Source organism: Neisseria maigaei, assembly GCF_958267405.1.
Taxonomy (GTDB): domain Bacteria; phylum Pseudomonadota; class Gammaproteobacteria; order Burkholderiales; family Neisseriaceae; genus Neisseria; species Neisseria bergeri.
In genome coordinates, this window is the sequence record NZ_CATQFT010000001.1 from 41657 (window position 1) to 64683 (window position 23027).

General features: G+C 54.3%; 25 protein-coding genes and 1 tRNA gene. 17 read left to right on the plus strand and 9 right to left on the minus strand.

Going from position 1 to position 23027, the window contains the following annotated elements:
• The first annotated feature begins 40 nt into the window (after positions 1 to 40).
• The gene (locus Q3O06_RS00235; protein WP_301816923.1) at positions 41 to 388 is read left to right on the plus strand and encodes a hemagglutinin repeat-containing protein; all 348 of its coding nucleotides are present in this window, start codon (positions 41 to 43) and stop codon (positions 386 to 388) included.
• Here the strand turns inward: Q3O06_RS00235 and ubiD are convergent.
• On the minus strand, positions 383 to 1861 hold the full coding sequence (gene ubiD / locus Q3O06_RS00240) for a 4-hydroxy-3-polyprenylbenzoate decarboxylase (protein ID WP_301816924.1): 1479 nt from the start codon (positions 1859 to 1861) through the stop codon (positions 383 to 385). The genes Q3O06_RS00235 and ubiD overlap by 6 nt on opposite strands.
• A 310-nt stretch (positions 1862 to 2171) precedes the next feature.
• The gene (locus Q3O06_RS00245; RefSeq protein ID WP_301816925.1) at positions 2172 to 2531 is read right to left on the minus strand and encodes a winged helix-turn-helix transcriptional regulator; all 360 of its coding nucleotides are present in this window, start codon (positions 2529 to 2531) and stop codon (positions 2172 to 2174) included.
• Positions 2532 to 2697: 166 nt separating this feature from the next.
• Between Q3O06_RS00245 and Q3O06_RS00250 the strand changes: the two genes are divergently transcribed.
• The gene (locus Q3O06_RS00250; protein WP_301816926.1) at positions 2698 to 3543 is read left to right on the plus strand and encodes an SDR family oxidoreductase; all 846 of its coding nucleotides are present in this window, start codon (positions 2698 to 2700) and stop codon (positions 3541 to 3543) included.
• A gap of 127 nt (positions 3544 to 3670) precedes the next feature.
• On the opposite strand, the gene Q3O06_RS00255 is transcribed toward Q3O06_RS00250, so the two are convergent.
• The 6 genes from Q3O06_RS00255 to Q3O06_RS00280 all read right to left on the minus strand — a co-directional run bounded on the left by Q3O06_RS00255 (position 3671) and on the right by Q3O06_RS00280 (position 6821).
• Positions 3671 to 4174, minus strand: a complete 504-nt coding sequence (locus Q3O06_RS00255; protein WP_301816927.1) for a DUF2199 domain-containing protein — start codon at positions 4172 to 4174, stop codon at positions 3671 to 3673.
• A gap of 6 nt (positions 4175 to 4180) precedes the next feature.
• Positions 4181 to 4726, minus strand: a complete 546-nt coding sequence (locus Q3O06_RS00260; RefSeq protein WP_301816928.1) for a COG4648 family protein — start codon at positions 4724 to 4726, stop codon at positions 4181 to 4183.
• Between the two features lie 74 nt (positions 4727 to 4800).
• Entirely contained in the window at positions 4801 to 5046 is a 246-nt protein-coding gene (locus Q3O06_RS00265) for an acyl carrier protein (protein WP_002222119.1), read from the minus strand.
• Positions 5047 to 5057: 11 nt separating this feature from the next.
• Positions 5058 to 5318: a phosphopantetheine-binding protein gene (locus Q3O06_RS00270; protein ID WP_003750043.1), complete on the minus strand. Its 261-nt coding sequence runs from the start codon at positions 5316 to 5318 to the stop codon at positions 5058 to 5060.
• Complete coding sequence (locus tag Q3O06_RS00275; protein WP_196428709.1) at positions 5315 to 6073, minus strand: lysophospholipid acyltransferase family protein; 759 nt, start codon at positions 6071 to 6073, stop codon at positions 5315 to 5317. Before Q3O06_RS00275 ends, Q3O06_RS00270 begins: the two co-directional genes overlap by 4 nt.
• A complete protein-coding gene (locus tag Q3O06_RS00280; protein ID WP_301816930.1) occupies positions 6066 to 6821 on the minus strand; it encodes a beta-ketoacyl synthase chain length factor in 756 nt (251 codons plus the stop codon). Before Q3O06_RS00280 ends, Q3O06_RS00275 begins: the two co-directional genes overlap by 8 nt.
• Positions 6822 to 6975: 154 nt before the next feature.
• Here Q3O06_RS00280 and Q3O06_RS00285 point away from each other — a divergent pair, with 154 nt between their 5' ends.
• The 3 genes from Q3O06_RS00285 to Q3O06_RS00295 are packed head-to-tail and all read left to right on the plus strand — an operon-like array spanning position 6976 to position 9498.
• Entirely contained in the window at positions 6976 to 7500 is a 525-nt protein-coding gene (locus tag Q3O06_RS00285; RefSeq protein ID WP_301816932.1) for a hotdog family protein, read from the plus strand.
• Positions 7501 to 7537: 37 nt separating this feature from the next.
• A complete protein-coding gene (fabG, locus tag Q3O06_RS00290; RefSeq protein WP_301816933.1) occupies positions 7538 to 8266 on the plus strand; it encodes a 3-oxoacyl-ACP reductase FabG in 729 nt (242 codons plus the stop codon).
• Positions 8260 to 9498: a beta-ketoacyl-ACP synthase gene (locus tag Q3O06_RS00295; RefSeq protein WP_301816935.1), complete on the plus strand. Its 1239-nt coding sequence runs from the start codon at positions 8260 to 8262 to the stop codon at positions 9496 to 9498. Before fabG ends, Q3O06_RS00295 begins: the two co-directional genes overlap by 7 nt.
• A gap of 61 nt (positions 9499 to 9559) precedes the next feature.
• Here the strand turns inward: Q3O06_RS00295 and Q3O06_RS00300 are convergent, their stop codons facing one another.
• Positions 9560 to 10192: a 4'-phosphopantetheinyl transferase family protein gene (locus Q3O06_RS00300; RefSeq protein WP_301816937.1), complete on the minus strand. Its 633-nt coding sequence runs from the start codon at positions 10190 to 10192 to the stop codon at positions 9560 to 9562.
• Positions 10193 to 10318: 126 nt separating this feature from the next.
• Between Q3O06_RS00300 and Q3O06_RS00305 the strand changes: the two genes are divergently transcribed.
• The 12 genes from Q3O06_RS00305 (at position 10319) to Q3O06_RS00360 (ending at position 22997) form a co-directional block, all read left to right on the plus strand.
• Entirely contained in the window at positions 10319 to 10678 is a 360-nt protein-coding gene (locus tag Q3O06_RS00305) for a hypothetical protein (RefSeq protein WP_107818486.1), read from the plus strand.
• A gap of 31 nt (positions 10679 to 10709) precedes the next feature.
• Positions 10710 to 12425: an ApeI family dehydratase gene (locus Q3O06_RS00310; RefSeq protein WP_301816939.1), complete on the plus strand. Its 1716-nt coding sequence runs from the start codon at positions 10710 to 10712 to the stop codon at positions 12423 to 12425.
• Positions 12426 to 12474: 49 nt separating this feature from the next.
• Complete coding sequence (locus tag Q3O06_RS00315; protein WP_301816941.1) at positions 12475 to 13200, plus strand: glycosyltransferase family 2 protein; 726 nt, start codon at positions 12475 to 12477, stop codon at positions 13198 to 13200.
• Positions 13197 to 14129, plus strand: a complete 933-nt coding sequence (locus Q3O06_RS00320) for a lysophospholipid acyltransferase family protein (protein ID WP_301816943.1) — start codon at positions 13197 to 13199, stop codon at positions 14127 to 14129. Before Q3O06_RS00315 ends, Q3O06_RS00320 begins: the two co-directional genes overlap by 4 nt.
• A complete protein-coding gene (locus Q3O06_RS00325; RefSeq protein WP_301816944.1) occupies positions 14126 to 14566 on the plus strand; it encodes an acyl-CoA thioesterase in 441 nt (146 codons plus the stop codon). Before Q3O06_RS00320 ends, Q3O06_RS00325 begins: the two co-directional genes overlap by 4 nt.
• Before the next feature lie 58 nt (positions 14567 to 14624).
• Positions 14625 to 15218, plus strand: a complete 594-nt coding sequence (locus Q3O06_RS00330) for an outer membrane lipoprotein carrier protein LolA (protein ID WP_301816946.1) — start codon at positions 14625 to 14627, stop codon at positions 15216 to 15218.
• Positions 15219 to 15234: 16 nt separating this feature from the next.
• Entirely contained in the window at positions 15235 to 17574 is a 2340-nt protein-coding gene (locus Q3O06_RS00335; protein WP_301817121.1) for an MMPL family transporter, read from the plus strand.
• A 9-nt stretch (positions 17575 to 17583) separates the two neighbouring features.
• A complete protein-coding gene (locus Q3O06_RS00340) occupies positions 17584 to 18108 on the plus strand; it encodes a hypothetical protein (protein ID WP_301816947.1) in 525 nt (174 codons plus the stop codon).
• Positions 18105 to 19307: a beta-ketoacyl-ACP synthase gene (locus tag Q3O06_RS00345; protein ID WP_301816949.1), complete on the plus strand. Its 1203-nt coding sequence runs from the start codon at positions 18105 to 18107 to the stop codon at positions 19305 to 19307. Before Q3O06_RS00340 ends, Q3O06_RS00345 begins: the two co-directional genes overlap by 4 nt.
• Positions 19308 to 19360: 53 nt before the next feature.
• A tRNA-Ile gene (locus Q3O06_RS00350) sits at positions 19361 to 19436 on the plus strand.
• A 113-nt stretch (positions 19437 to 19549) separates the two neighbouring features.
• Complete coding sequence (locus Q3O06_RS00355) at positions 19550 to 21103, plus strand: glycosyltransferase family 2 protein (RefSeq protein ID WP_301816950.1); 1554 nt, start codon at positions 19550 to 19552, stop codon at positions 21101 to 21103.
• Positions 21104 to 21659: 556 nt separating this feature from the next.
• Positions 21660 to 22997 carry a sodium-dependent transporter gene (locus tag Q3O06_RS00360; RefSeq protein WP_301816952.1) on the plus strand — a complete coding sequence of 446 codons (1338 nt, stop codon included), beginning with the start codon at positions 21660 to 21662 and terminating at the stop codon, positions 22995 to 22997.
• Positions 22998 to 23027 lie beyond the last annotated feature (30 nt).

Genomic DNA, 23027 nt, shown 5'->3' on the forward strand with positions numbered 1-23027 from the left:
CTGGCTTTCAGCCTGCTGCTCGGTTTCGGTTCGGCTCTGATTGTGCCCGCAGCCGCAGCACGAGGTGCAGGATGGCAGCAGCGCCGAAGCCGTCGGCAGCTCGCTGAGTGCCGGCCGCCATCTCAGCATCCGTGCCACCGAAGGCAACATCGAAGCCAAAGGCGCACAAATCTCCGCCGAAGGCGATGCCCTGCTGTATGCCCGCGACGACATCCGACTGCTGGCCGCGGCCGACAGCCGCCGGCAAACCGGCAGCAGCAAGCGCAGCGGTTTCTCCATCGACAACCGCGACCATATCACCCCCTTCGGCACCTTTAACGATCAGGGGCAGGCTGCGGGCGAGATCGGCAGCACCCTGTCCGTGGGCGGTAAAACCCGTCTGCTATAAGCCGAGTTCCTCCCAAATCCCATCAATCTTCGCCGTAACGGCAGGGTCTTTTTTGATCACACGACCCCATTCGCGGTCGGTTTCGCCCGGCCACTTGTTGGTCGCGTCCAAACCCATTTTTCCGCCAAGTCCGCTGACGGGGCTGGCGAAGTCGAGGTAGTCGATAGGCGTGTTTTCCATCAAAACGGTGTCGCGTACGGGGTCCATGCGCGTGGTGACCGCCCAGATGACTTCTTTCCAGTCGCGTACGTTCACATCGTCATCCACCACGATGATGAATTTGGTGTACATAAACTGACGCAGGAACGACCAGCAGCCCATCATCACGCGCTTGGCGTGTCCGGCGTACTGTTTTTTCATACTGACCACCGCCATGCGGTAGGAGCAGCCTTCGGGCGGCAGGTAGAAATCGGTGATTTCGGGGAACTGCTTTTGCAAGAGCGGTACGAACACTTCGTTCAATGCCACGCCCAAAACGGCGGGTTCATCGGGCGGTTTGCCCGTGTAGGTGGAGTGGTAAATCGGGTTTTCGCGCATGGTGATGCGTTCGACCGTGAACACGGGGAAATGGTCCTGCTCGTTGTAATAGCCCGTGTGGTCGCCGTATGGGCCTTCCAACGCGGTTTCGTTCGGATGGATGACGCCTTCCAACACAATTTCGGCACGGGCGGGCACTTGCAAATCGTTGCCGATACATTTCACCAGCTCCGTCCGCGAACCGCGCAGCAGTCCGGCAAACTGGTATTCGCTCAAGGTATCGGGAACGGGCGTTACCGCACCCAAAATGGTGGCGGGGTCGCAGCCGAGCACGACGGCGACGGGATACGGCGTATCGGGATTGAGTTTGCGGAATTCCTGATAATCCAGCGCGCCGCCGCGATGCGACAGCCAGCGCATAATCAGCTTGTTCTTGCCGATTAATTGTTGGCGGTAAATGCCTAAGTTCTGGCGTTTTTTGTGCGGCCCGCGCGTTACGGTCAAGCCCCATGTTACCAGCGGCGCAACGTCTTCCGGCCAGCAATGCTGAATCGGAAGTTTATACAAATCAACGTCTTCGCCTTCCCACACGATTTCCTGACACGGCGCATTTTTCACCACGTTCGGCGCCATGCTCCAAATGTCTTTCAACAGCGGCAGTTTGGAAAACGCATCTTTGATGCCTTTGGGCGGTTCGGGTTCTTTCAAATACGCCAGTGTCTGCCCGATTTCGCGCAGTTTGGACACGCTGTCCGCGCCCATGCTCATCGCCACGCGCTCGGGCGTACCGAACAGGTTCGCCAACACGGGATAATCGTAGCGCGTGCCGTCGGGCTTAATCGGGTGCTCAAACAGCAACGCCGGCCCTTCGGCGCGCAGCACGCGGTCGGCTATTTCGGTCATTTCCAAATGCGGAGAAACGGGATTCGCAACGCGTTTGAGTTTACCCTGCTGCTCGAGCATGGCGATGAAGTCGCGTAGGTCTTTGTATTTCATATTTATCCTTATTTGATTCCGCCTGAAAACCGGATTCTGGCTTTCAGACGGTCTGAATCTTCATTCTCTGTTTGCGGTAAAAACCAATATTCGCCATATGGGCGGCAAATACCGATGTTTAAAACAGGAACCCATCCTCGTTTTACTTGCCATCTCATCAAACACAAAGGCGGCAGGCACGCCGCCCAAGCGGACGATTTGACACGGCGGGCTAATCGCTTATTTTTATATTTGCTTGAACCAATTTGGCTTTCATATTTATTATCCCTTTAAAAACGCACTATTCTACTTAAAAGCACGGCAGGTTTCCTTAATGTTTTTTTGTTGCAGCCAAAATTCCTGTCAAATTTGTTTCCAACCAATCCACCAACTCAAACATCTTATTTGATGCCTGTGCGCCAAATTCAGTTAATGTGTAATCCACTTGCGGCGGTACGGTATTATAAGATTTACGGATTAGCATCCCATCGGCTTCCAATTCCTGTAAGGTTTTCGTCAGCATACGTTCGCTTATCCCATCTATAGCGCGGCGAAGTTCGCTAAACCGCTTGGTGCCGGAATGCAAACTCACCAACACCAATACGCCCCAACGGCTGGTCAAATGTTGCAAAATTTGGCGGGAAGGGCAAGCTGAAGCCAGTACGTTCCCACGATTTAGATTTTTTTCCATTTTTAATTCCTTAAAATTTAATAAGTTAAAAAATATTTTTAAAAAATTCCAAAACTTACGTTTATGTAAGTACTTCTAAAAAGTAAGTATTGAAATATAATACGCCACATCAAGCGGACAATCAAATGTTCAAACATCATTTCAACTTAACGAGAAGGAAAACATCATGACAACGAAAACCATCGCAATTACCGGTGCGACAGGTCAATTTGGCGTAATCGCATTAGACTTATTAAAAGCAAAACAAACAAACATCATCGCGCTTGTACGCGCTCCGGAAAAAATTTCAGGTGTAGAAGCCCGCAAATTTGATTATTCAAAAACAGAAGGACAAGTAGAAGCCTTGCAAGGCGCAGATACCTTAATTTTGGTATCAAGTAATGAAATCGGTCAGCGTTTTGTACAACACAACAACGTGATTGAATCAGCGAAAAAAGCAGGTGTGAAACATATTATCTACACCAGCTTACTCGGCGCGACCAATGACAATACCGTAAAATCCCTTGCCGGCGAACACGTTGAAACAGAAACCGCATTAAAAGCCTCAGGCATTACTTACACCATTTTACGCAATGGCTGGTACACCGAAAACTACACGGCTTCAATTCCGGCAGCATTAGCAAACAATGCTTTCTACGGTTCGGCAAAAAACGGCAAAATTTCGTCCGTACTCCGTGCAGAACTTGCGGAAGCAGCGGTAAACGTCGCATTAAGCGAAGGGCATGAAAACCAAACTTACGAGCTTGCCGGATCAATCGGCTGGACATTAGCTGACCTTGCCGCAGAAATCAGCAAACAAACAGGTAAAGATATCCCTTATGTAGATATTCCTGCGGCAGATTATGCCGCAGCCCTTGTGCAGGCGGGATTAGATGAAGGCTTTGCAGGCTTAATCGCACAATGGGATGTGGATGCGTCAAACGGTGCATTATTCTCAGAAGACAAAACCCTTGAGAAATTGCTTGGCCGTCCGACATCCGGTCTGGATGTGGCTGTAAAACAAGCCCTTTAATGCAGGGTTTGACCCGATGATAAAATAGTGTCCCTACCGCAATTTTTGTGCAAATACCTGTATCTGAGGCAATATAATCCCTCTGATACAGGTATTTTTATAAGTGAGAAACAGCTTTTTAGATTCATTATGCCGTTGATATCGCCCCTATCCTTGCCTGCGCTTCGGCATATTCTATGCCGTGATAAAAGTCGCGTACCAGCGGATGTTCGCCGCCTTGATGGAGTTGCAACAAAGGACGTTGACCATCGGGTTGGGTAACGACATTGCAGTGCAAACCGAAGGTGTCGGATTCGTAAGGGGGCAGCCGGTTGCAGATCATCCCGAAATAAACGGCGTTTTCAGGGTTGTCGTGAAAGTGGCTTTGATAGTCGTTAAAACTCTTTTCGCTGACAGATACCCACACCCCGTATTCCAGCGTTTCCTGATGCCCGATAATCGGAATAGTCAGCACCGCGCGGATAAAGCGGTCGGTTTGGTCGGGATAACGGATGATGCAGAAATCAGAATCGCATTCCGCTTGATAAGCAATGCGTTCTTCTTCACTGAGTTGATTATAGGGATAGGGGGCGGTAAAGCCGATTGCGGGCATATCTTCATGTTTTTCGCCGCAGGAAGTGCAAGTGTGCATAAGGTTTCAGACTTTCAAAACGAGTTTGCGGTAAAGCCATTCGCCGGCAAACAGCATCCCCATCAATACATAGGCAATCACGCCTGTATAAACCGCCCACCAATCATATCGCCCCAACCGGACCAACAAAGCGGCAAGCGTCCCGTTGATTATAAAAAATACGCACCAAACCTGCGTTACCCGGCGGGTATAGCGCACGGCTTTTTCAGGCAGGTCGGGCTGTTGCAGCCGCGCGAGCCTTTCTATTACCGTCTGTTTGGCAAACAGGCTTCCGCCGAACACCGCCAACATCATCAGATTGACGAGGACGGGATACCAATACATCGAATCGTGCCGCCCAAACACCAATACTGCGGCAAAAAACAGTGTAATAAACAAAGCCACATAACGCTGTTGGGGCAGTTTGGCAGTCAGGGCGCGCAGCAGCCACAACCCGCACATCGCCGCCGCCAGCCAAACAAACCAGCCCGCCTCCCTGCCGTAATACCATAAAGCCGGATAGGCAATGCTTAATACGGTCAGAAAAATATGTCCGAAAAAACCGGGTTTCATTTTGAATCCGCACAAATGTTTTCAGACGGCATCCGATAATAATATGCCGTCTGAAAAATAATCAGAGATGCCGCCTACCCCGCCTGAATCTTCAATACCGCCTGTACCACGTCGTTGACGGTGCGGACATTGCGGAAATCTTCGGCCTGCAGCTTGCGGCCGGTTTCACGCTTGATACGGTCAATCAAGTCGATGGCATCGATGCTGTCGATTTCCAAATCTTCGTAAAGGTTGGTATCGGGCGTAATCCGTTCCGGTTCGATTTCAAACAACTCGGTCAGGGTATCGCGCAACAACCGGTAGATTTCTTGTTCGGTCATATGTTTCATCCTTATGCTTGGCGGCTTTTGACAAAGGCGGCGAGTGTTTTGACATTGGCAAAATGTTCGCGCAAGTTCTCCTGCTCGCCGTCCAATCGGAAACCGAAATGTTTTTGCACCGCCAAACCCAATTCCAGCGCATCGACGGAATCCAGTCCCAGCCCTTCGTCGCCGAACAGCGCGTCTTCGCTGCCGATGTCGGCGGCGGTTATATCCTCCAAAGCCAAACTGTCGATAATCAGTTGTTTGATTTGGTTTTCCAAGTCGTTCATATGGTTTTCCTTGTAAAATAGTCCTGCAGATATTCATTCAGCCGCCGCGCCGCAATCGGCAACGGTTTCTCGGCGAGCCAGTCTTGGGGGAGGATGTCGTCTCCGACGGTAATTTCATACCGTATCCGTTTCGGGGGAATGCGGTACCACGGCTGCCCTTTTTTAAAATTGGGCGGATTCATTTTGATACATACGGGCGTAATCACTTCGGCATAGCGCAAGCCCAAAGAAACCGCGCCCCGGTGCATTTTTACCCGTCCGTCCCAGCCCGTCCTCGTTCCTTCGGGGAACACCAGCAGGCTCTGCCCGCTGTCAAAAACCGCCTTTACTGTTTCCAACATTGCTTCCGACTCTTCGTTCGGAATATAGCCCGCACCTTTAATCTGGCTGCTCATTGCCGGATTGTGCTGCAAATCTTTTTTCACGATACAGTTCATTTCGGGCACATGGCCGACAAGCAGCACCACATCCAACAGAGACGGATGGTTTGCCAAAATCAACTGTCCCGGGCGGTTGAGTTTTTCAATACCCCTGAACGATACCTCCAACACGCCCGACCATTTCAGATAAGCAACGAACAAACGCCAAGATGTTCCGATAATCCGGCGCGCCGCCAATTGGCGGGCGACAGACCTTGAAGTGCCGTTTAAAGTGTAAGGCAGCAAAACCAATTTCATCATAATGCCGCCGACACCGAAAATCACAAATCCTAACCAAGTCGCCGCAAAACGGCGGCAATAATCCAATTTATCCATTCCGCTGCCACAGCCATTCACGATTGCGGTATACCCGGCGGCATTCCCGACTGCCGTTCAACAGAAAACGCACCCATTCCAAACCGCTCCAATATGCCTCGGACAGCATACCGGTTTCAGACGGCATATCGTCCGAAGCAGACAAAGTCAGGCTGTAACGCGTCCCTTTGGTCAGAACCATCGCCAAAGCATAAGCAAACGGCGCGCGCGTCGCCGATACGGCATATCCTTCCGGCAGCGGATCGTCCGCCACCAAAACCAAAACCGACCCACATCCCTCTTCCAACAGTGATGCCGCTTCCGCCAATGCCGTTTCCACACCGTCGGCACACACGGCCAATGCCGTCTGCTCGCTCATATCCTGACGCAATATCGACCACTGCCCCGCCGTTGCATTGTGCACCGACAAACCGAACGAAGTCGGCGACACGGTTTGCGATTTCAACAGTTCCAACCACAAATCGAAACTGCGCGCCATTTCCCCGTCGTGCGAGGCATAAACTACCGGACTGCCGGGATGGGCGGAGGCAATGTCCCAAGCCGCGTCGCACACCAAACGCGCCGCCTTACTCAAACGGCGGCGCTGCATAGCGGGCAGGAACGGCAATTCCGGCCTGACATCGGGCAAACCGTCGGCAAAATCCGGACATTCCGCCCATTTTGCCCACTGCACCATATCGCGCATTTTGCTGCCCGAAACCCGCCAGTCGGCGATGTCGAAGTGGAACCGGCAAATAATCGGCGGCATAGTTTCTTTCAAAAATTTACACTGTGCCGCATTCTAACCAAAGCCTATCCCCCTGACAATGCCGAAATTCAAACGCATTTCTGCCCCCTTTCTCCGACAACGCCGCCTCTCGGCAAACCGCCAGAATTAGCCTGAATTTACATTTATCATTATAATGCCGGTATTTGCCAGCCTGCCGCCGCAATATATGGACACACTGCCAGAATGCCCGATTACCGACACCGCCTCCCTGCTGCCGCACAGCGGGCGTATGGTTCTGATAGACCGCATTACCCGATACGGCGATGATTTTGTCGAAGCAGGGGCGCAGGTAAGCCCCAATCACATCCTGCTGGCCGGAGGCATACTGCCCTACACGGCATTTATCGAACTGATGGCGCAGGCTGTCGGCGCGTATGCCGGCATCCAAGCCCGAAAAAACGCGCAACCGGTCCGGCTCGGCTTCCTGCTCGGCACGCGCAAACTTGAAATCTTCGCCCAATCCGTCCCAATCGGAACGCATCTGCTGGCAACGGCGCATATGTCTATTCAGGATGCCGGGGGAATGGGCGTGTTCGACTGCGAACTGCGTTGGACGGATGCGCCGGAAACTTCGTCCGAAACACTCCCTTCAGACGGCATTTTGGCGCGCGCCTCACTCAACGTGTACAGCCCCGAACACCCTGTCAAAACAACTTAATGCCGTCTGAACAGGCACACACATACGGAGAACAACCATGACTGAAACCGTCCTGATTACCGGTTCAAACAGAGGCATAGGCAAAGCCGCCGCACTCGGTTTGGCGGAAGACGGCTTTGATATCGCCGTCCACTGCCGCAGCCGCCGCGACGAAGCCGAAGCCGTGGCGGAAGAAATCCGCGCTTTGGGCAGAAATGCGCGCGTGTTGCAGTTTGACGTGTCCGACCGCGCAGCCTGCCGCGATATTTTGACTGCCGACATCGAAGCAAACGGCGCGTATTACGGCGTGGTGTTGAACGCCGGACTGACGCGCGACAACGCCTTCCCCGCGTTTTCAGACAACGATTGGGATGTGGTGCTGCGGACTAATTTGGACGGTTTTTACAATGTATTGCATCCGCTGGTTATGCCGATGATACGCCGCCGCAAAGCCGGACGGATTGTGTGCATGGCATCGGTATCCGGTTTGACGGGCAACCGCGGGCAGGTCAATTACAGCGCGTCCAAAGCGGGCATTATCGGCGCGGCAAAAGCTTTGGCGGTTGAGTTGGCAAAACGCAAAATCACCGTCAACTGTGTCGCGCCGGGTCTCATCGATACCGATATTATCGATGAGAACGTACCTGTCGAAGAAATTTTGAAAGCCATCCCCACCGCGCGTATGGGACTGCCGGAAGAAGTGGCGCACGCGGTGCGTTTCCTGATGGATGAAAAAGCGGCGTACATCACGCGCCAGGTGATTGCGGTAAACGGAGGTTTGTGTTGAATACCAGAAGGGTCGCAGTAACGGGCATAGGCGGCATTACCGCCTTCGGCCGGGATTGGCAAAGCATACAGGCAGCATTCAAAGCCGAAAAAAACGCCGTCAAATATATGGATTGGCGCGAACGTTTCCCCGAATTGGAAGCGCAACTGGGTGCGCCGATTGAAAATTACGCGCCGCCGAAACATTGGACGCGCAAGCAGCTCAGAAGTATGGGGCGCGTGTCGTATTTGTGCGTCGATGCGGCGGAGCAGGCGCTGGCGGATGCCGGTTTGCTCGGGGACGAAAGCATTACCGACGGACGGATGGGCGTTGCCTGCGGCTCTTCCAGCGGCAGCACCAAAGACATCGGCGATGTGGGCGAATTGTTGCTGACCGGCACGTCGCGCAACTTCAGTGCCAACACCTATGTACGCATGATGCCGCACACCACCGCAGCCAATATCGGCATCTTTTTCGGGCTGAAAGGGCGCATCATCCCGACATCGAGCGCGTGTTCGTCCGGCAGCCAAGGCATAGGTTATGCCTACGAAGCCATCAAATACGGTCTGACCGATATGATGCTGGCGGGCGGAGGCGAAGAATTTTGCCCGTCCGAAGTGTATGTTTTCGACTCGCTTTATGCCGCCAGCCGCCGCAACGGCGAACCGGAAAAAACCCCGCGCCCATACGACGTAAACCGCGACGGTCTGGTCATCGGAGAAGGCGCGGGGATTTTTGTACTGGAAGAGTTGGAACACGCCAAACGGCGCGGTGCGAAAATTTACGCCGAACTCGTCGGCTACGGCGCCAACAGCGACGGCAGCCACGTTACCCAGCCGCAAAAAGAAACTATGCAGAAATGTATGGAACTTGCACTGCAGGACGCGGGTATCACGCCCGACAAAATCGGCTATGTAAACGGGCACGGCACAGCAACCGAAAAAGGCGACATCGCCGAAACGCTGGCAACCGAAGCCGTGTTCGGATTTGTGCCGATGAGTTCGCAAAAAAGCTATTTGGGGCACACGCTCGGCGCGTGCGGCGCGCTGGAGGCGTGGTTCTCGATTGAAATGATGAACGGCGGCTGGTTTGCGCCTACCCTAAATTTAAACAACATCGATCCGCGCTGCGGCAAGGTAGACTATATTTTAAGCGGCGGCCGTGAAATCGAAACGGATTATGTGATGAGCAACAATTTCGCTTTCGGCGGCGTGAACACTTCGCTGGTGTTCAAACGTTGGAAGGACGGATAAAGCCGCATAATCCGATTACATCATATTGATTTAAAACGGAATAAAACAACAAACTGCCCTTTCAGACTTCCTTGCCGCCTATCCGCTCGATATGGCAAACCGTCCGGACGGCATCCGTTCCGCAATACTGCCACACCAATTCGGCAGCTCCGCGCCACACGCAGGCGACAACCGCGTCGCCGCACCAGATTGCGCTGACGGCGTGCCAACCGGTTCCGCCATCCGCACGCAAACCGTAAACTGCCGAACCGTCGGTCCGATAACCGACTTTCGCCATATCTTGAGGAAAACCCAAACCGCAGGCTTTAAGCAGTGCTTCCTTAATGCACCACAGGCGGTAAAAAGCCTCTGCCTGCCAACCGGAACGTGCCAAAAAAACCCGTTCTTCAGGGGAACAAACCCATTCGGCAAGTGCCTGAAAATTGCGCGGACGGATCGTTTCAATATCGACACCGCAAACCGTGCCGCCGCCGCAGACCAAAACCGCCGCCCGCCCTTTGCTGTGCGAAAGCGAACATATCTTGCCGCCCTGCTGCTTCAGGAAGCGGCTGACCCGCCAATCCGTCCGCCCTGCCAATTCCGGCGCGCGCAGCAGGCGCGCCCTGTCCGCATCGTCCAGACAGGATTCCCGATAAGCAGCGGCGGCCGACTCATCGGCAAGGCGGCACTGCAATACTGTTTTATCATCCGGCACGACACCCTCCGTTCTGCCACTTTGAATAAATGATATTAATACCATTCACCGTATCAGCGTTTATGATTTGCTCGAACAGCAAAACCACCGTACCAATCCCAATCATCCCCAATCAGGAGACCCCAAATGAACAAACTGATACCGTCCCTTATGCTCTGCGTCCTGCTTTCAGGCTGCCTGAACATCGGCAGCGGCTTTCGTGTGCCGCCCGATGCGTCGGGCTGGTGGGAGCTGTGCAACGAAGACAAAATTTATCCTGCTAAAAAAACTCCACCGGAAGCCAGCAGAGCCAAGCGTGATGAAATGCTGCGGCAGATGAATCTGTATGGACAGCGAAAGCTCGACGATATGTTTTCCTGCGGCTATGACCCGATTGGCGGCGGAGACAGTGAGCAAGATGCCTGCGTGCGCAAGAAAGGCTGGTATCCTTCGGGCAAAGATACCTATCCCGAAAATAAAATCTACGAGCAGTGCCAGCACGACTAGGCTTGTTCTCCGTATTTCAGGCTACCTGCATATGACCCGAATGTTTGACATCCATCCCTCCGACGGCACACCGATTGCCCTAGACCCATTGTGGACCCGCGCCGATTTTATACGCACGGTACACGCCCTGTCGTTAAAATTAAAGCAAAACAACATCCGTTCGGCGGCATTGTGGTTTGACGATGCCGCACTGTTCGCAGCCGCATTGCTTGCCGTTTGGCGCAGCGGCGGCAAAGCCCTGCTGCTGCCGAATACCGCGCCCGGAAACCTGACTTGGGCGGAATCCGCACAAATCCTGCTGACCGACACCGATATTGTTTCAGACGGCATCCGCGTTTGGCAAATATCAACCCCTTGCGGCAGTATGCCGTCTGAAAGCCGCATACCGAAAGCATTGGACATCCCGCCCGAATCCGAAGTGCATTTGCGTACATCAGGCTCCGGCGGGGAAGCCAAAACAATCGTCAAAACCGCTGCGCAAATCGAATCGGAAGCCCGCGCGCTGGCTGCGGCAATCCCGTTCGGACGCGGCAAAACCGCCGTCCTCGGCAGCGTATCGCCGCAACATATGTACGGACTGACCTTCCGCTTCGCGCTTCCGCTGCTGATGGGGTGGGCGATGATCCGCAGGCAAAACGCCTATCCCGAACTGCTGCTGTCGGCAAGCCTGAACGTGCCGTCCGATTATCAAAATGTCTGGATTGCCAGCCCCGCCCTGCTCAACCGTTTCGGCGAAAATCGGGATTGGGCGGCGTTAAACGGAAGGATAGACGGCATCGTTTCCGCAGGCGGGGAACTCCCACCGGAAACCGCCGCCCTGTTGGAACAATATGCAGTCCGCCCTTATGAGGTCTACGGCAGTACGGAAACCGGCATCATCGCCTGCCGCCAAAAACAAAGCTTGTGGCAGCCCTTCCCCAACGTCTCCGTCCGCAATACCGGCAAATCGGTGGAAATATCCTCGTCGTGGACAAACGGCGTGCAATACATTGCCGATTGCATCGAAACCCACGAAGACGGTTTTGCCCTGCTGGGCAGGCAGGATAGGATAATCAAATTGGCAGACAAACGCATTTCGCTCAACCAAATCGAACACGAATTGCTGAAACACCCTTGGATTGCCGACGCACATTGCGCCCTGCATCCGGAACACGGACGCATTGCCGTTTGGGCGGCACTCGATACGGAAGGCATCACGGCGTGGCTGGAACAGGGGCGCACCGCCGTTATCGCCGCACTCAAGCAACACCTTGCCCAAACGCAAGACACGGCCGCCCTTCCGCGCTACTGGCGTTTTACAGACCGTCTGCCGCGCAACGGACAAGGGAAAATTACCGCAGCGGACTTTCAGACGGCATTGGCAGAACCCGCCGCGCCGCAATGGCACACCTTGCCGCCAGAAGGAAACCGGTTGCGCTATCAAACCCGCGTACCGCTGGATTTACCCTATTTCGGCGGACATTTTTCCACCTTCCCACTCGTCCCCGGCGCAGTCGAATTGGAATGGATACGCCTGCTTGCCGCACGGCATCCCTTCGGCAGGCAAAACATTATCCGCATCGAAAACCTGAAATACCAGCAGTTTATCCGTCCGTATGACGACATTTCCGTAGAACTCGGATACGATGCCGATAAAAACAAACTGTCGTTTACCATCCGAAAACAGGATGCCGCCTGCGCCTCGGGGAAACTGGTATTCGACGCGCCGCAGGACAGTCCCAACCCAACCGCAAGGGAAGAACAATGAACCGCCTTCGCAAAGGCAAATAAGATTACCGCCTTACCTTAATATAAATATGAACATCCTCGCCCTCATCCCCCATTACAACCACCCGACAACCGTCGGCACGGTCGCGCACGGCCTGCGCGCCTGCGGTTTGGACGTGTTGGTCGTGGACGACTGCTCCCGCCCCGACTGCATACCCGTTTTAGAAAATCTGGCTTCAGACGGCATCCGCGTCATCCGCCGCACAAGCAACGGCGGCAAAGGCGCGGCAGTGCGCACGGGTTTCGAGGCGGCGGCGGAGCTGGGATACAGCCACGTCCTGCAAATCGACGCCGACGGCCAACACTGTTTGGACGACGTGCCGAAGTTCGTCCGTGCCGCGCAACTCAATCCCGAAGCCCTCGTCTGCGGTCAGCCGCAATACGGCGGCGACGCGCCCAAATCCCGATTGTACGGGCGCAAGATTACCGACTTTTGGAATATGGTTCACACCTGGTCGTCCGATATTAAAGACGGTATGTGCGGCTTCCGCCTTTATCCGTTGCCGCCTGCGTTGGCGGTCATACGCGGAGAATACATCGGCAACCGTATGGACTTCGACATCGAAATCCTGATCCGGCTATATTGGCGCGGCATCAAAATCGTGTGGATCCCCACGCCCGTCCGTTACGCCGCAGACGGCATTTCCCACTTCCGCGCCCTTGCCGACAACATCCTTATCAGCCAAATGCACACACGGCTGTTTTTCGGTATGCTCAAATGGCGTTGGCGCATATTGAAAGACACATTCCGATGAACGGCACTTCCCGACACTGGGCGGAACAAAACGAACGCGGCAACCGCCTGTTCCTCAAGCTGACGGCGGTGATTGTCCGTTATCTGCCCCCTTTTTTAATGAAACCGTGTATTTGGTTTGTCGTCCTATATTTCTACCTGACCTCGCCCGGGGCACGGAAAAACCTCCATACCTACCAAAACCGCCTGCGGTATACCTTTCCCGACGCTATGCCGTCTGAAAACCGCATATTCGCGCAGTTTTTGGCATTCGGCGAAGCCGTTTGCGACCGGTTTGCCGTATGGCAGCGCAAAATACGTTACGAAGACCTGATTATCGAAGACCCCGACAACCTGACCGCCGCCATGTATCAAAACGGGCGCGGGCAGATTTTTGCCTGTTCGCACCTGGGCAATACGGAAATCTGCCGCGCACTGGTTTCCCACCACCGAAATTTCAAACTCAACGTCCTCGTACACAGCCGCCACGCACAAATGTTCAACGAAGCCCTGCAACAGGCGGGGGCGGACAAAATCCAACTGATACAGGTAAGCGACTTGGACGCATCGCTGATGATGACGCTCAGCCGGCGCATTGAAGCAGGGGAATGGCTGGCAATCGCCGCCGACCGTATCCCCGTCCGGGGCGAAAAAACCGTAACCGTCGATTTTTTGCAACACCGTACCGAAATACCGCAAGGGGCGTGGATTCTGGCATCGCTGCTGAAAACCAAGGTCAACGCGCTGTTTTGCATCAAACAGGACGGACGCTACCGCCTGAAACTTCGCCCTATGACCGACACATCGGATTGGACGCGGGTGGAACGCACGCAAAAAATCAAAGAATCCGCGCAACATTTCGCCCGCATTTTAGAAGAAGAATGCCGTCTGAATCCGCTGCAATGGTTCAATTTTTACGACTTTTGGCACACGGAGCACCATCCCCGATGAACAAAAAACACATTTTCTGCCGCCACAGCCACACCGTCAGAGTCCCGTTTTTCGATGTCGATCCGATGCAGATCGTCTGGCACGGCAACTACGTCAAATACCTCGAAGTCGCACGCTGCGCCTTCCTTGAAAGCATAGGCTACGGCTACGGTGAAATGGGCAGGCGGGGCTTCAGTTGGCCCATCGTCAAAATGGACTTGAAATACATACGCCCCGCACGGTTCGGACAAACCATCCGCATCGATATGGCAATCGTCGAAATCGACACTTGCCTGCGTATCGACTACACTTTGTCCGATGAGCAAACCGGCGAAAAACTGACCCGCGCATCGACCACGCAGGCGGCAGTATCCTTGAAAACCGGAGAAACACAGTTCCAAACGCCGGAAAGCTGGCTCGAAGCCGTACGGAGTCATCCGACTTTTCAAGCCGCATAAGCCACCGTCCGCTTTCAGACGGCATTTTTACCCATTATTGCCACACCGACAGACAACCATGAAAAAATACCTGCTTGCCGCACTCCTTGCCGCAACCGCCCTTTCCGCCTCGGCATTTTCCACTGCCGAACTGACCCGGATACTGCAAAAACCCGACAACATCCAAGGCAGCTTTATCCAATACCGCCATCTGAAATCCCTATCCAAACCGATGGCTGCAACCGGAAAATTCGTACTGATGCCCAAACGCGGTCTGCTCTGGCAGATGCAAAAACCGTTTGCCGCCACCCTACGCGTCCGTTCAGACGGCATCAGCCAATGGAACGGCAAAGGCTGGATAATGCCCGATACTGGAAAATTTTCCGGGCAAAGCAGGCAAATCAAACTCTTTCTCGACCTGCTCGGCGGCGATACGCAAGGGCTGGAAAAACAGTTTGACCTAAAACTCGAAGGGTCGGCACAAAAATGGACGCTACAACTCACACCGAAAACCCTGCTGATGAAACAAATCTTCAACCATATCGACATCAGCGGGGACAGCGTCGTGCGCCGTATCGAACTGCATGAAAAACAAGGCGACAAAACCGATATGCAGTTTGACGGCATCACCGTCGGCAACCCGCCGGACAAGTTTGCCGAACAATCACTCTGACACCGTCCGAACCGCTATGATCCGCCTGATTTACACCCTGCTGATGTCGGTACTCTCCGCCTTTGCCTGTTACAACATCACAACGCGCGATTGGCTGCAAACCGATTTAACCGAGCTGCTGCCCCAAAGCAGCCAAGATGCCGTTTTGCAGGCGGCGGAACGCGCCGGCGACGCGCAAATCAACAGCCAAATCATCCTGCTTGCCGGCAGCCCCCGACCCGAAACCGCTTTTCAGACGGCATCGGAAATTGCCGCCTTATGGCGGCAAAGCGGACTGTTTTCCGAAGTAAACAGCCAAATCAGCCCCGACCTTGCACAAATCCGCCAAGACATCGGCAGAATCAGTTTGGCCGTCTTACCCGAAGCCCAACGGCGTTTGCTGACCGAAAAACCCGCCGACTATTTCCGCCAACGCGCCGAAGATGCCGCCAATCCGTTTGCCGTATCCCCCCTGCCCTTAGACGAGGACTGGCTGGGTTTCGGACGTTTCGTTGCCGACAAAATCAATCCCCAAACCCGTCTGCAATGGCATCCCGAAAACGGTATGCTGTTCAACGAAGACAACGGGAAAACCTGGGTTTGGATACGCGCCAAGCTGCCCGACAACGCCCTGCCTCAAGATGCCTTGGGTCATTTGTTCCAAAAAACACAGACATTGGCATCCGACAGGCACACCGAAATCCTGACCGGGGGAGGCGCACTTTTTGCAGCAGCCGCCAAAGCCGATGCAGAAAAAGAAAGCCGGATAATGGGTTTTGCCGGAATAACCCTGACCGTAACCCTCATATTGTGGGTTTTCCGCAGCGCGCGCACTTTCTGGCTGCTGCTGCCGTCTGCCGCAGGCATGCTGGCGGGTTTGGCGGCGACGCTGGCGGTATTTGGGCATATCCACGCCCTGACGCTGGTTATCGGTACGAGCCTGATCGGGATGCTGGTCGATTTCCCGCTGCACTGGCTGACCCCGTCGGTATTCTCATCATGGCAGGCGAAACCGGCGATGAGGCAGGTATTGCCCACCTTTGCCGTCAGTCTGCTGATTACCGTTTCGGGATACGCGCTGCTCTGGTTCACACCTTTGCCGGTTTTACAGCAAACTGCCGTTTTCTCCGGATTTTCACTACTTGGCGCATTCGGCGCGACTGTCTGCCTGCTGCCGCCCCTGTTTGCCCGTTATCAGGCAAAACCCGTACCTTTTGCCGCCTTAAGTGCCGCGCTCGGCAAACACATCCAAAAACAACTTCCCCCGTCCTTCACTTATCCCGCAGCAGTTTTCCTGATGGTTTTCGCCGCCGTCGGACTGTGGCGCAGCAACTGGCATGACGACATCCGCCAATGGGTGAATATGCCGCCCGGACTGTTGTCGCAAATACAAAAAATCGGCACATTGGGCGGAACCGATTTCAGCGGTCAATATCTGGTTGCCGAAGCCGCAAGCGAAGACGCGCTGCTGTTAAAAAATGCCGAACTGCGCCGCACCCTCGATCCCCTGATCAAACAAGGCAAACTGAAAGGCATCCAATCGCTAGATCAATTTATTCTGCCGACAGCCGAACAAAACCGCCTGAAACAATATTTGCGCGCGATTGCAGACAAACCTGGCAATTACCGCGCCCTGCACGAACTGGGCATTCCCGAAGACACGCTGAAATCCGCCCTGCTGCAAGCGGCCGACACGCCCGCCCTCACGCTTTCAGACGGCATCACCCTGCCTCTGGCACAGGCTTGGAAACCCCTGTATCTCGGCGAAGCCGCACCGCACCGTTATGCCTCCGTTATCCGCCTGAACGGCTTGACCGATCCGGAAACCGTCCGCAAAACGGCGGAAACCGTCCCGGGAATCAAATGGGCGGACAAGCGCGGCAGGCTCAACGAACTGTTCCGCCATACGCGCAATCAGGCGGCTTGGCTGAAATTATCGTCTTACCTGCTGGCATGGCTGCTGCTGTGGCGACTGTTTGGCGCGCGGCAGGGTGGGAAAATCCTCGCCGTACCCGTCGCTGCCGCCATCGGCACTGTTGCCGTATTGGGTTGGCTGGGCATTCCCGTCAGCCTGTTTGCCATGTTCGGATTGCTGTTGGTTTCCGCCATCGGCATCGATTATGCCGTTTACGCGCTCAATGCCGGACACAGCACCGATGCGCGGCTGGGCGGTATGCTGCTTGCCGCGCTCACGACCGGCATCTCCTTCGTCCTGCTTGCCTTCAGCGGCACACCGGCCGTCGCCGCATTCGGCATGACCGTCGGCATCGGGGTCATATTGAACCTGTGGCTGGCGGCACTGCTGATGTACTCCGTCCCCGATACGCAGCATCCCAACCGTCAGCCGCCCTGCCGCCGCTTCAGACGGCATTTTTGAAAGGAACTTATGCGCCCGACCACGACCCTGCTTGCCCTATTGACCGCAAAACTGCTCGCCGCCTGCGCCCCATATGCCCTGCCCCTGCCCCAAACCCAACCACGCCTTACCCAAGACGTACAATGGTTCAAATGGGAACGCTACAATAAGGGGCAAGAACCGGTACAAACCGGCATACTGGCGGCCGAACAGCTTGAAGACGGCATCCGGTTTGTACAAACCGACATATTGGGCGCACCGGTTTCACGCCAGACCATCAGCAGCGGCGGCTGGAAAAACGACGGGTTCGTGATGCCCAATATGCCGTCCCGCCGCCTGTTTGCCGCACTGCTCCCGCTGATAACCGCCGAAAATGCCGCGCCCCCCTATCCCGACCTCAAACAGGCAGGCGGCGGCGCGTCCTTCTGCAAAGAAGGAACATTGTTCCGCTACCGCAATCGGGACATATGGTGCGTCAACCATATTGGCGGACAGTTTCTGATTACCCTTCCCGACCAAACCCGCTGGTCGGTTACACCGATTGAAACATTATGAACACACCCGTTTACCTCGGCAGACCCGCCATCACCGGCGCGTTGGGCAGCGGGCTGCACACCCACATCGATGCCCTGCTGTCCCCTTCTTCCAAACCGGCACTGACATTTTCATCCGACCTGGTTGGCGGCAAAAACCTTGCCTTCGGTATGGTAAAAGAAACCCTGCGCCCCTTTTCAGACGGCACGCCCGCACACTGCCGCAGCCGCACCAACCGGCTGCTCTGGCACACGCTCGAACAAATCGAACCGCAAATTGATGCCGCCATACGGCGGTACGGCGCAAACAGGATTGCCGTCGTTATCGGCACATCCACCGGCGGCGCGGACGAAAACATCCCGATGTTCCGACAGGCAGTGCAGGGAAAAGCCTGGCAAGATCTCACGTTCAACCAATGCCAACACCTTATGAGCGCGCCCGCCGATTTCATTGCCGACGCTTATGGGCTGAACGGCCTGCGTTACGTCGTTTCCACCGCCTGCACTTCCGGCGCGCGCGCATTAATCAGTGCCGCCCGCCTGCTTCGCGCCGGTATGTGCGATGCCGTCATCTGCGGCGGCGCGGACACACTCTCGCCGCTGACCGTCAACGGATTCGCCTCACTGGAAGTCTTGTCCCCAAACATTGCCAACCCTTTCTCCGCCAACCGCGACGGCATCAATATCGGCGAAGGCGCAGCCGTATTCATCATGACGCGCGATGCGGATTTTTCCGGCGGTATGCAGCTTCTGGGTTATGGTTCAAGCAGCGATGCCTACCATATTTCCACGCCCCGCCCCGACGCGCAAGGCGCAATCCTTGCCTTTCAGACGGCATTGCAACACGCAGGTCTTGCGCCCGAAGACATCGGCTGGATTAATCTGCACGGCACCGGGACGCACCACAACGACAGTATGGAAAGCCGCGCCGTTGCAGCAGTTTTCGGCAACAATACGCCCTGCACGTCCACCAAGCCGCAAACCGGGCATACTTTAGGCGCGGCGGGCGCAATCGAAGCCGCGTTCGCGTGGGGCATTGCCGACCGGCAAAGCAATCCCGAAGGAAAATTTCCGCCCCAGCTTTGGGACGGGCAGAACGACCCCGACCTGCCCGCCATCAACCTGACCGGCAGCAGCAGCCGCTGGGAAACCGAAAAACGCATTGCCGCCAGCTCATCGTTTGCCTTCGGAGGAAGCAACTGCGTTTTACTCATCGGATGAAATAAGTTTGTCAATCCCACCGCTATGCTATACAATACGCGCCTACTCTTGACGGGTCTGTAGCTCAGGGGTTAGAGCAGGGGACTCATAATCCCTTGGTCGTGGGTTCGAACCCCACCGGACCCACCAATTCCCAAGCCCGGACGTATGTTTGGGCTTTTTTGCCATTTATGGCGGCACATTCAGACCGGACAGGCAACACGGCTTTTCCCTGCATCTACCTTTTGTCGGACGACCTCATTATGAACCCGAAAATTCCCGCCACAGCGGCTATATTGGTCAAAAACTCGGAACGTTATCTGACCGAAGTATTGACCGCGCTTCAAGACTTCGACGAAGTTTTGCTGCTCGACAACGGCTCGACCGACCGCACCTTTGAAATCGCCGAACGCTTCACCAACATCAGTTATCACAAACATAACTTCATCGGCTTCGGCCCGATGAAAAACCTTGCCGCCCGCCTCGCGCAAAACAATTGGATATTCAGCATAGACAGCGACGAAGTGGCAGACGGAGAACTGATTGCTGCCATCCGTAAAGCCGTGGCGGAAAACAAAGAACAAAACATCTTCTCGCTCTCGCGCCTGAACCACTACAACGGCCGCCTGATCAAAGCCTGCGGCTGGTATCCCGACATTATCCCGCGCCTTTACCACCGCCGCTTTACCCGTTTTTCCGACCGTCAGGTACATGAATCGCTGATCTTGCCGCCCGATGCAAACGTCCGTCCGCTCGAAGGTCGTCTGAAACACTATTCCTTCGAAAACGCCGAAGGGCTGATTCAAAAAATGCAGCAATACAGCTCGCTCTACGCCGAAGAAAACCGCTACAAAAAAGACAGCTCACCCTTCAAAGCCCTGTTGCACGGCAGCGTATCGTTTGTCAAAAACTACCTGCTCAAACGCGGTTGCGCCTACGGCGCGGACGGCTTGACCATTTCCATCGCCAATGCGCAAGGTTCGTACTACAAATATGTCAAACTTTACGAGCGCAACCGCAATATCAGCGTCGCCTTGATTATTACCACCTACAACCGTCCCGACGCGCTGGAGCTGGTTTTAAAATCCGCACTCGCGCAAACCCGCCTGCCCGACGAAATCATCGTCGCGGACGACGGTTCGCGCCAAGACACCGCCGAAGTCGTCGAGTTCATCCGCAGCCATACCGACATCCCCGTCAAACATTCTTGGCGGCCGGACGACGGCTTCCGCGCCGCCGAATCGCGCAACCGCGCGCTGGCGCAGGCAAAAAGCGACTACATCATCCTTATCGACGGCGACATGATACTCGACCCGTCCTTCGTCGCCGACCACCTCAAGCTCGCACGTAAAGGCAGGCTGATACAGGGTTCGCGCGTCATCCTGACCCAAGGGCGCACCCAAGAAATTTTAGATTCCGGCGAATTGCCCGATTTGTCCGTGTTCAGCCAAGGCATAGAAAAACGCCTGTCCGCCCTGCGCTGCCGCAGCCTGTCCGCCCTGATCGGCAGACAAAGCAGCCGCAAATACAAAGGCATCAAAACCTGCAATATGGGCTTTTTCCGCAGCGATACTCTGGCTGTAAACGGCTTCGACAACCGCTTTGTCGGCTGGGGACGCGAAGACAGCGAGTTCGTCGCCCGCCTCTTCCATAACGGCATAAAACGCCACAACCTTAAATTTGCCGGCATTGCCTACCATCTTTGGCACAATGAAGCCGAACGCAATGCCTTACCGCAAAACGACGCACTGTTCAAAGCCACGTTGTCCGAACAAAAAATCCGCTGCGAAGACGGTTTGGACCGCTTCTTACCATAAATTCAAATAAAAGCACCTATATCCTTATTTCTGCCATCACTCCTGAGCAGGCAGGAATCCGGTTTTTTGAATTTCGGTTATTTTAAATAAATCCTGAAACTTTAATCTCGTCATTCCCGCGAAAGCGGGAATCCAGTCCCTTCGGTTTCAGTTTTTTGTGTTTCGGATAACTTCCTATGATTTTTCGTTACCAGATTCCCACTTGCGTGGGAATGACGGCGAAAAGACGGTCGTTGTTTCGGACAAATCACCGTAGCGTTAAAATTCTGTATTCCCACTCTCGCGAAAATGACGATATGCGTATTCTCTATTTAATCCACGATAAAAACTTCAGACGGCCTATGCCGTCTGAAAGCCTTTGATGCAACAAACCGCCAAATTATATTCGTTCATTGGAAAGAAACACCCCGAATTCATCCCTCAAAATAAGAAAATCCCAATATCCCCCGATATTACGCAGCCTATTGGCAAAGTTTTGCAGCGTCTTCCCCGGCTTGTGCCGCCGCGTCAAGTGCTTTGTTACAATGCACTACCTTCACATTTCTTAATAAATTTTATGAGTAACCATACTTCTTGGTCATCCAAAATCGGTTTCGTCCTTGCTGCGGCAGGTTCGGCCATCGGTTTGGGCGCGATTTGGAAATTTCCTTATACGGCAGGCACCAACGGCGGCGCGGTGTTTTTCCTGCTGTTTTTGATATTTACCGTCTTGGTCGCCCTACCTGTCCAGCTTGCCGAATTTTATATCGGGCGCACGGGCGGTAAAAATGCCGTCGATTCCTTCAGGGTTCTGCGTCCGGGTACGCAATGGCTTTGGGTCGGGCGCATGGGCGTTGCCGCCTGCTTTGTTTTGCTGTCGTTTTACAGCGTGGTCGGCGGATGGGTATTGAATTATGTCGTCCACAGTTTTACGGGGGCAATCCATGCGGGAGCGGACTTTGAAGCCCTGTTCGGCACAACGATTTCCAATCCGGCAGGTTCGCTGTCCTATCAGGCACTGTTTATGCTGATTACGGTTTGGGTGGTCAAAGGCGGCATTTCAGACGGCATTGAAAAGGCAAACCGTTATCTGATGCCGGGGCTGTTTATCCTCTTTATTGCGCTGGCAATCCGTTCGCTGACGCTGCCGGGTGCAATGGAGGGCGTGTCTTTCCTGCTCAAACCGAATTGGTCGTACTTTAAAGCCGATACGATGATTACGGCTTTGGGACAGGCGTTTTTTGCCTTGAGCATCGGCGTTTCCGCTATGATTACCTACGCTTCGTATTTGGGAAAAGATCAGGATATGTTCCGTTCCGGCCATACGATTATGTGGATGAACCTCTTGGTTTCGCTGCTTGCCGGCCTGGTGATTTTCCCGGCGGTATTCGCCTTCGGTTTTGAACCGAGCCAGGGCCCGGGATTGATTTTTATCGTATTGCCCGCAGTGTTTATGAAGATGCCGTTCGGTACGGTTTTGTTTGCGGTATTTATGCTGCTGGTCGTTTTCGCCACGCTGACTTCGGCATTTTCGATGTTGGAAACGGTCATCGCCGCAACCATCCGCCAAGACGAGCGCAAACGCAAAAAACATACCTGGCTTATCGGCACGGCTATTTTCATTATCGGCATCCCGTCCGCGCTGTCTTTCGGCGTATGGGGTGAGTTTAAGGTTTTCGGCAAAACCATTTTTGATTTGTGGGACTATGTTATTTCCGCCGTCATTATGCCGATTGGTGCTTTGAGTGTTTCCATCTTTACCGCCTGGATTCAGGACAAGCAGTCTGTGTTAAAAGATGCCGGATCGGGCAGCACCGTACCACGGGCAGTGCTGCTGCTGTGGCTGAATACCTTGCGCTACCTCGCCCCGATTGCCATTATTATTGTTTTCATCAATTCTTTGGGCATCCTTTAAAAGCCATCCAAACAGCAAAAATGCCGTCTG

What these genes read in the sequence shown, in the direction of transcription:
- ubiD (WP_301816924.1), bottom strand. Translation starts at nt 1,861, where the DNA reads ATGAAATACAAAGACCTACGCGACTTCATCGCCATGCTCGAGCAGCAG.
- Q3O06_RS00245 (WP_301816925.1), bottom strand. Translation starts at nt 2,531, where the DNA reads ATGGAAAAAAATCTAAATCGTGGGAACGTACTGGCTTCAGCTTGCCCT.
- Q3O06_RS00250 (WP_301816926.1), top strand. Translation starts at nt 2,698, where the DNA reads ATGACAACGAAAACCATCGCAATTACCGGTGCGACAGGTCAATTTGGC.
- Q3O06_RS00255 (WP_301816927.1), bottom strand. Translation starts at nt 4,174, where the DNA reads ATGCACACTTGCACTTCCTGCGGCGAAAAACATGAAGATATGCCCGCA.
- Q3O06_RS00260 (WP_301816928.1), bottom strand. Translation starts at nt 4,726, where the DNA reads ATGAAACCCGGTTTTTTCGGACATATTTTTCTGACCGTATTAAGCATT.
- Q3O06_RS00265 (WP_002222119.1), bottom strand. Translation starts at nt 5,046, where the DNA reads ATGACCGAACAAGAAATCTACCGGTTGTTGCGCGATACCCTGACCGAG.
- Q3O06_RS00270 (WP_003750043.1), bottom strand. Translation starts at nt 5,318, where the DNA reads ATGAACGACTTGGAAAACCAAATCAAACAACTGATTATCGACAGTTTG.
- Q3O06_RS00275 (WP_196428709.1), bottom strand. Translation starts at nt 6,073, where the DNA reads ATGGATAAATTGGATTATTGCCGCCGTTTTGCGGCGACTTGGTTAGGA.
- Q3O06_RS00280 (WP_301816930.1), bottom strand. Translation starts at nt 6,821, where the DNA reads ATGCCGCCGATTATTTGCCGGTTCCACTTCGACATCGCCGACTGGCGG.
- Q3O06_RS00285 (WP_301816932.1), top strand. Translation starts at nt 6,976, where the DNA reads ATGCCGGTATTTGCCAGCCTGCCGCCGCAATATATGGACACACTGCCA.
- fabG (WP_301816933.1), top strand. Translation starts at nt 7,538, where the DNA reads ATGACTGAAACCGTCCTGATTACCGGTTCAAACAGAGGCATAGGCAAA.
- Q3O06_RS00305 (WP_107818486.1), top strand. Translation starts at nt 10,319, where the DNA reads ATGAACAAACTGATACCGTCCCTTATGCTCTGCGTCCTGCTTTCAGGC.
- Q3O06_RS00310 (WP_301816939.1), top strand. Translation starts at nt 10,710, where the DNA reads ATGACCCGAATGTTTGACATCCATCCCTCCGACGGCACACCGATTGCC.
- Q3O06_RS00315 (WP_301816941.1), top strand. Translation starts at nt 12,475, where the DNA reads ATGAACATCCTCGCCCTCATCCCCCATTACAACCACCCGACAACCGTC.
- Q3O06_RS00320 (WP_301816943.1), top strand. Translation starts at nt 13,197, where the DNA reads ATGAACGGCACTTCCCGACACTGGGCGGAACAAAACGAACGCGGCAAC.
- Q3O06_RS00325 (WP_301816944.1), top strand. Translation starts at nt 14,126, where the DNA reads ATGAACAAAAAACACATTTTCTGCCGCCACAGCCACACCGTCAGAGTC.
- Q3O06_RS00330 (WP_301816946.1), top strand. Translation starts at nt 14,625, where the DNA reads ATGAAAAAATACCTGCTTGCCGCACTCCTTGCCGCAACCGCCCTTTCC.
- Q3O06_RS00335 (WP_301817121.1), top strand. Translation starts at nt 15,235, where the DNA reads ATGATCCGCCTGATTTACACCCTGCTGATGTCGGTACTCTCCGCCTTT.
- Q3O06_RS00340 (WP_301816947.1), top strand. Translation starts at nt 17,584, where the DNA reads ATGCGCCCGACCACGACCCTGCTTGCCCTATTGACCGCAAAACTGCTC.
- Q3O06_RS00345 (WP_301816949.1), top strand. Translation starts at nt 18,105, where the DNA reads ATGAACACACCCGTTTACCTCGGCAGACCCGCCATCACCGGCGCGTTG.
- Q3O06_RS00355 (WP_301816950.1), top strand. Translation starts at nt 19,550, where the DNA reads ATGAACCCGAAAATTCCCGCCACAGCGGCTATATTGGTCAAAAACTCG.
- Q3O06_RS00360 (WP_301816952.1), top strand. Translation starts at nt 21,660, where the DNA reads ATGAGTAACCATACTTCTTGGTCATCCAAAATCGGTTTCGTCCTTGCT.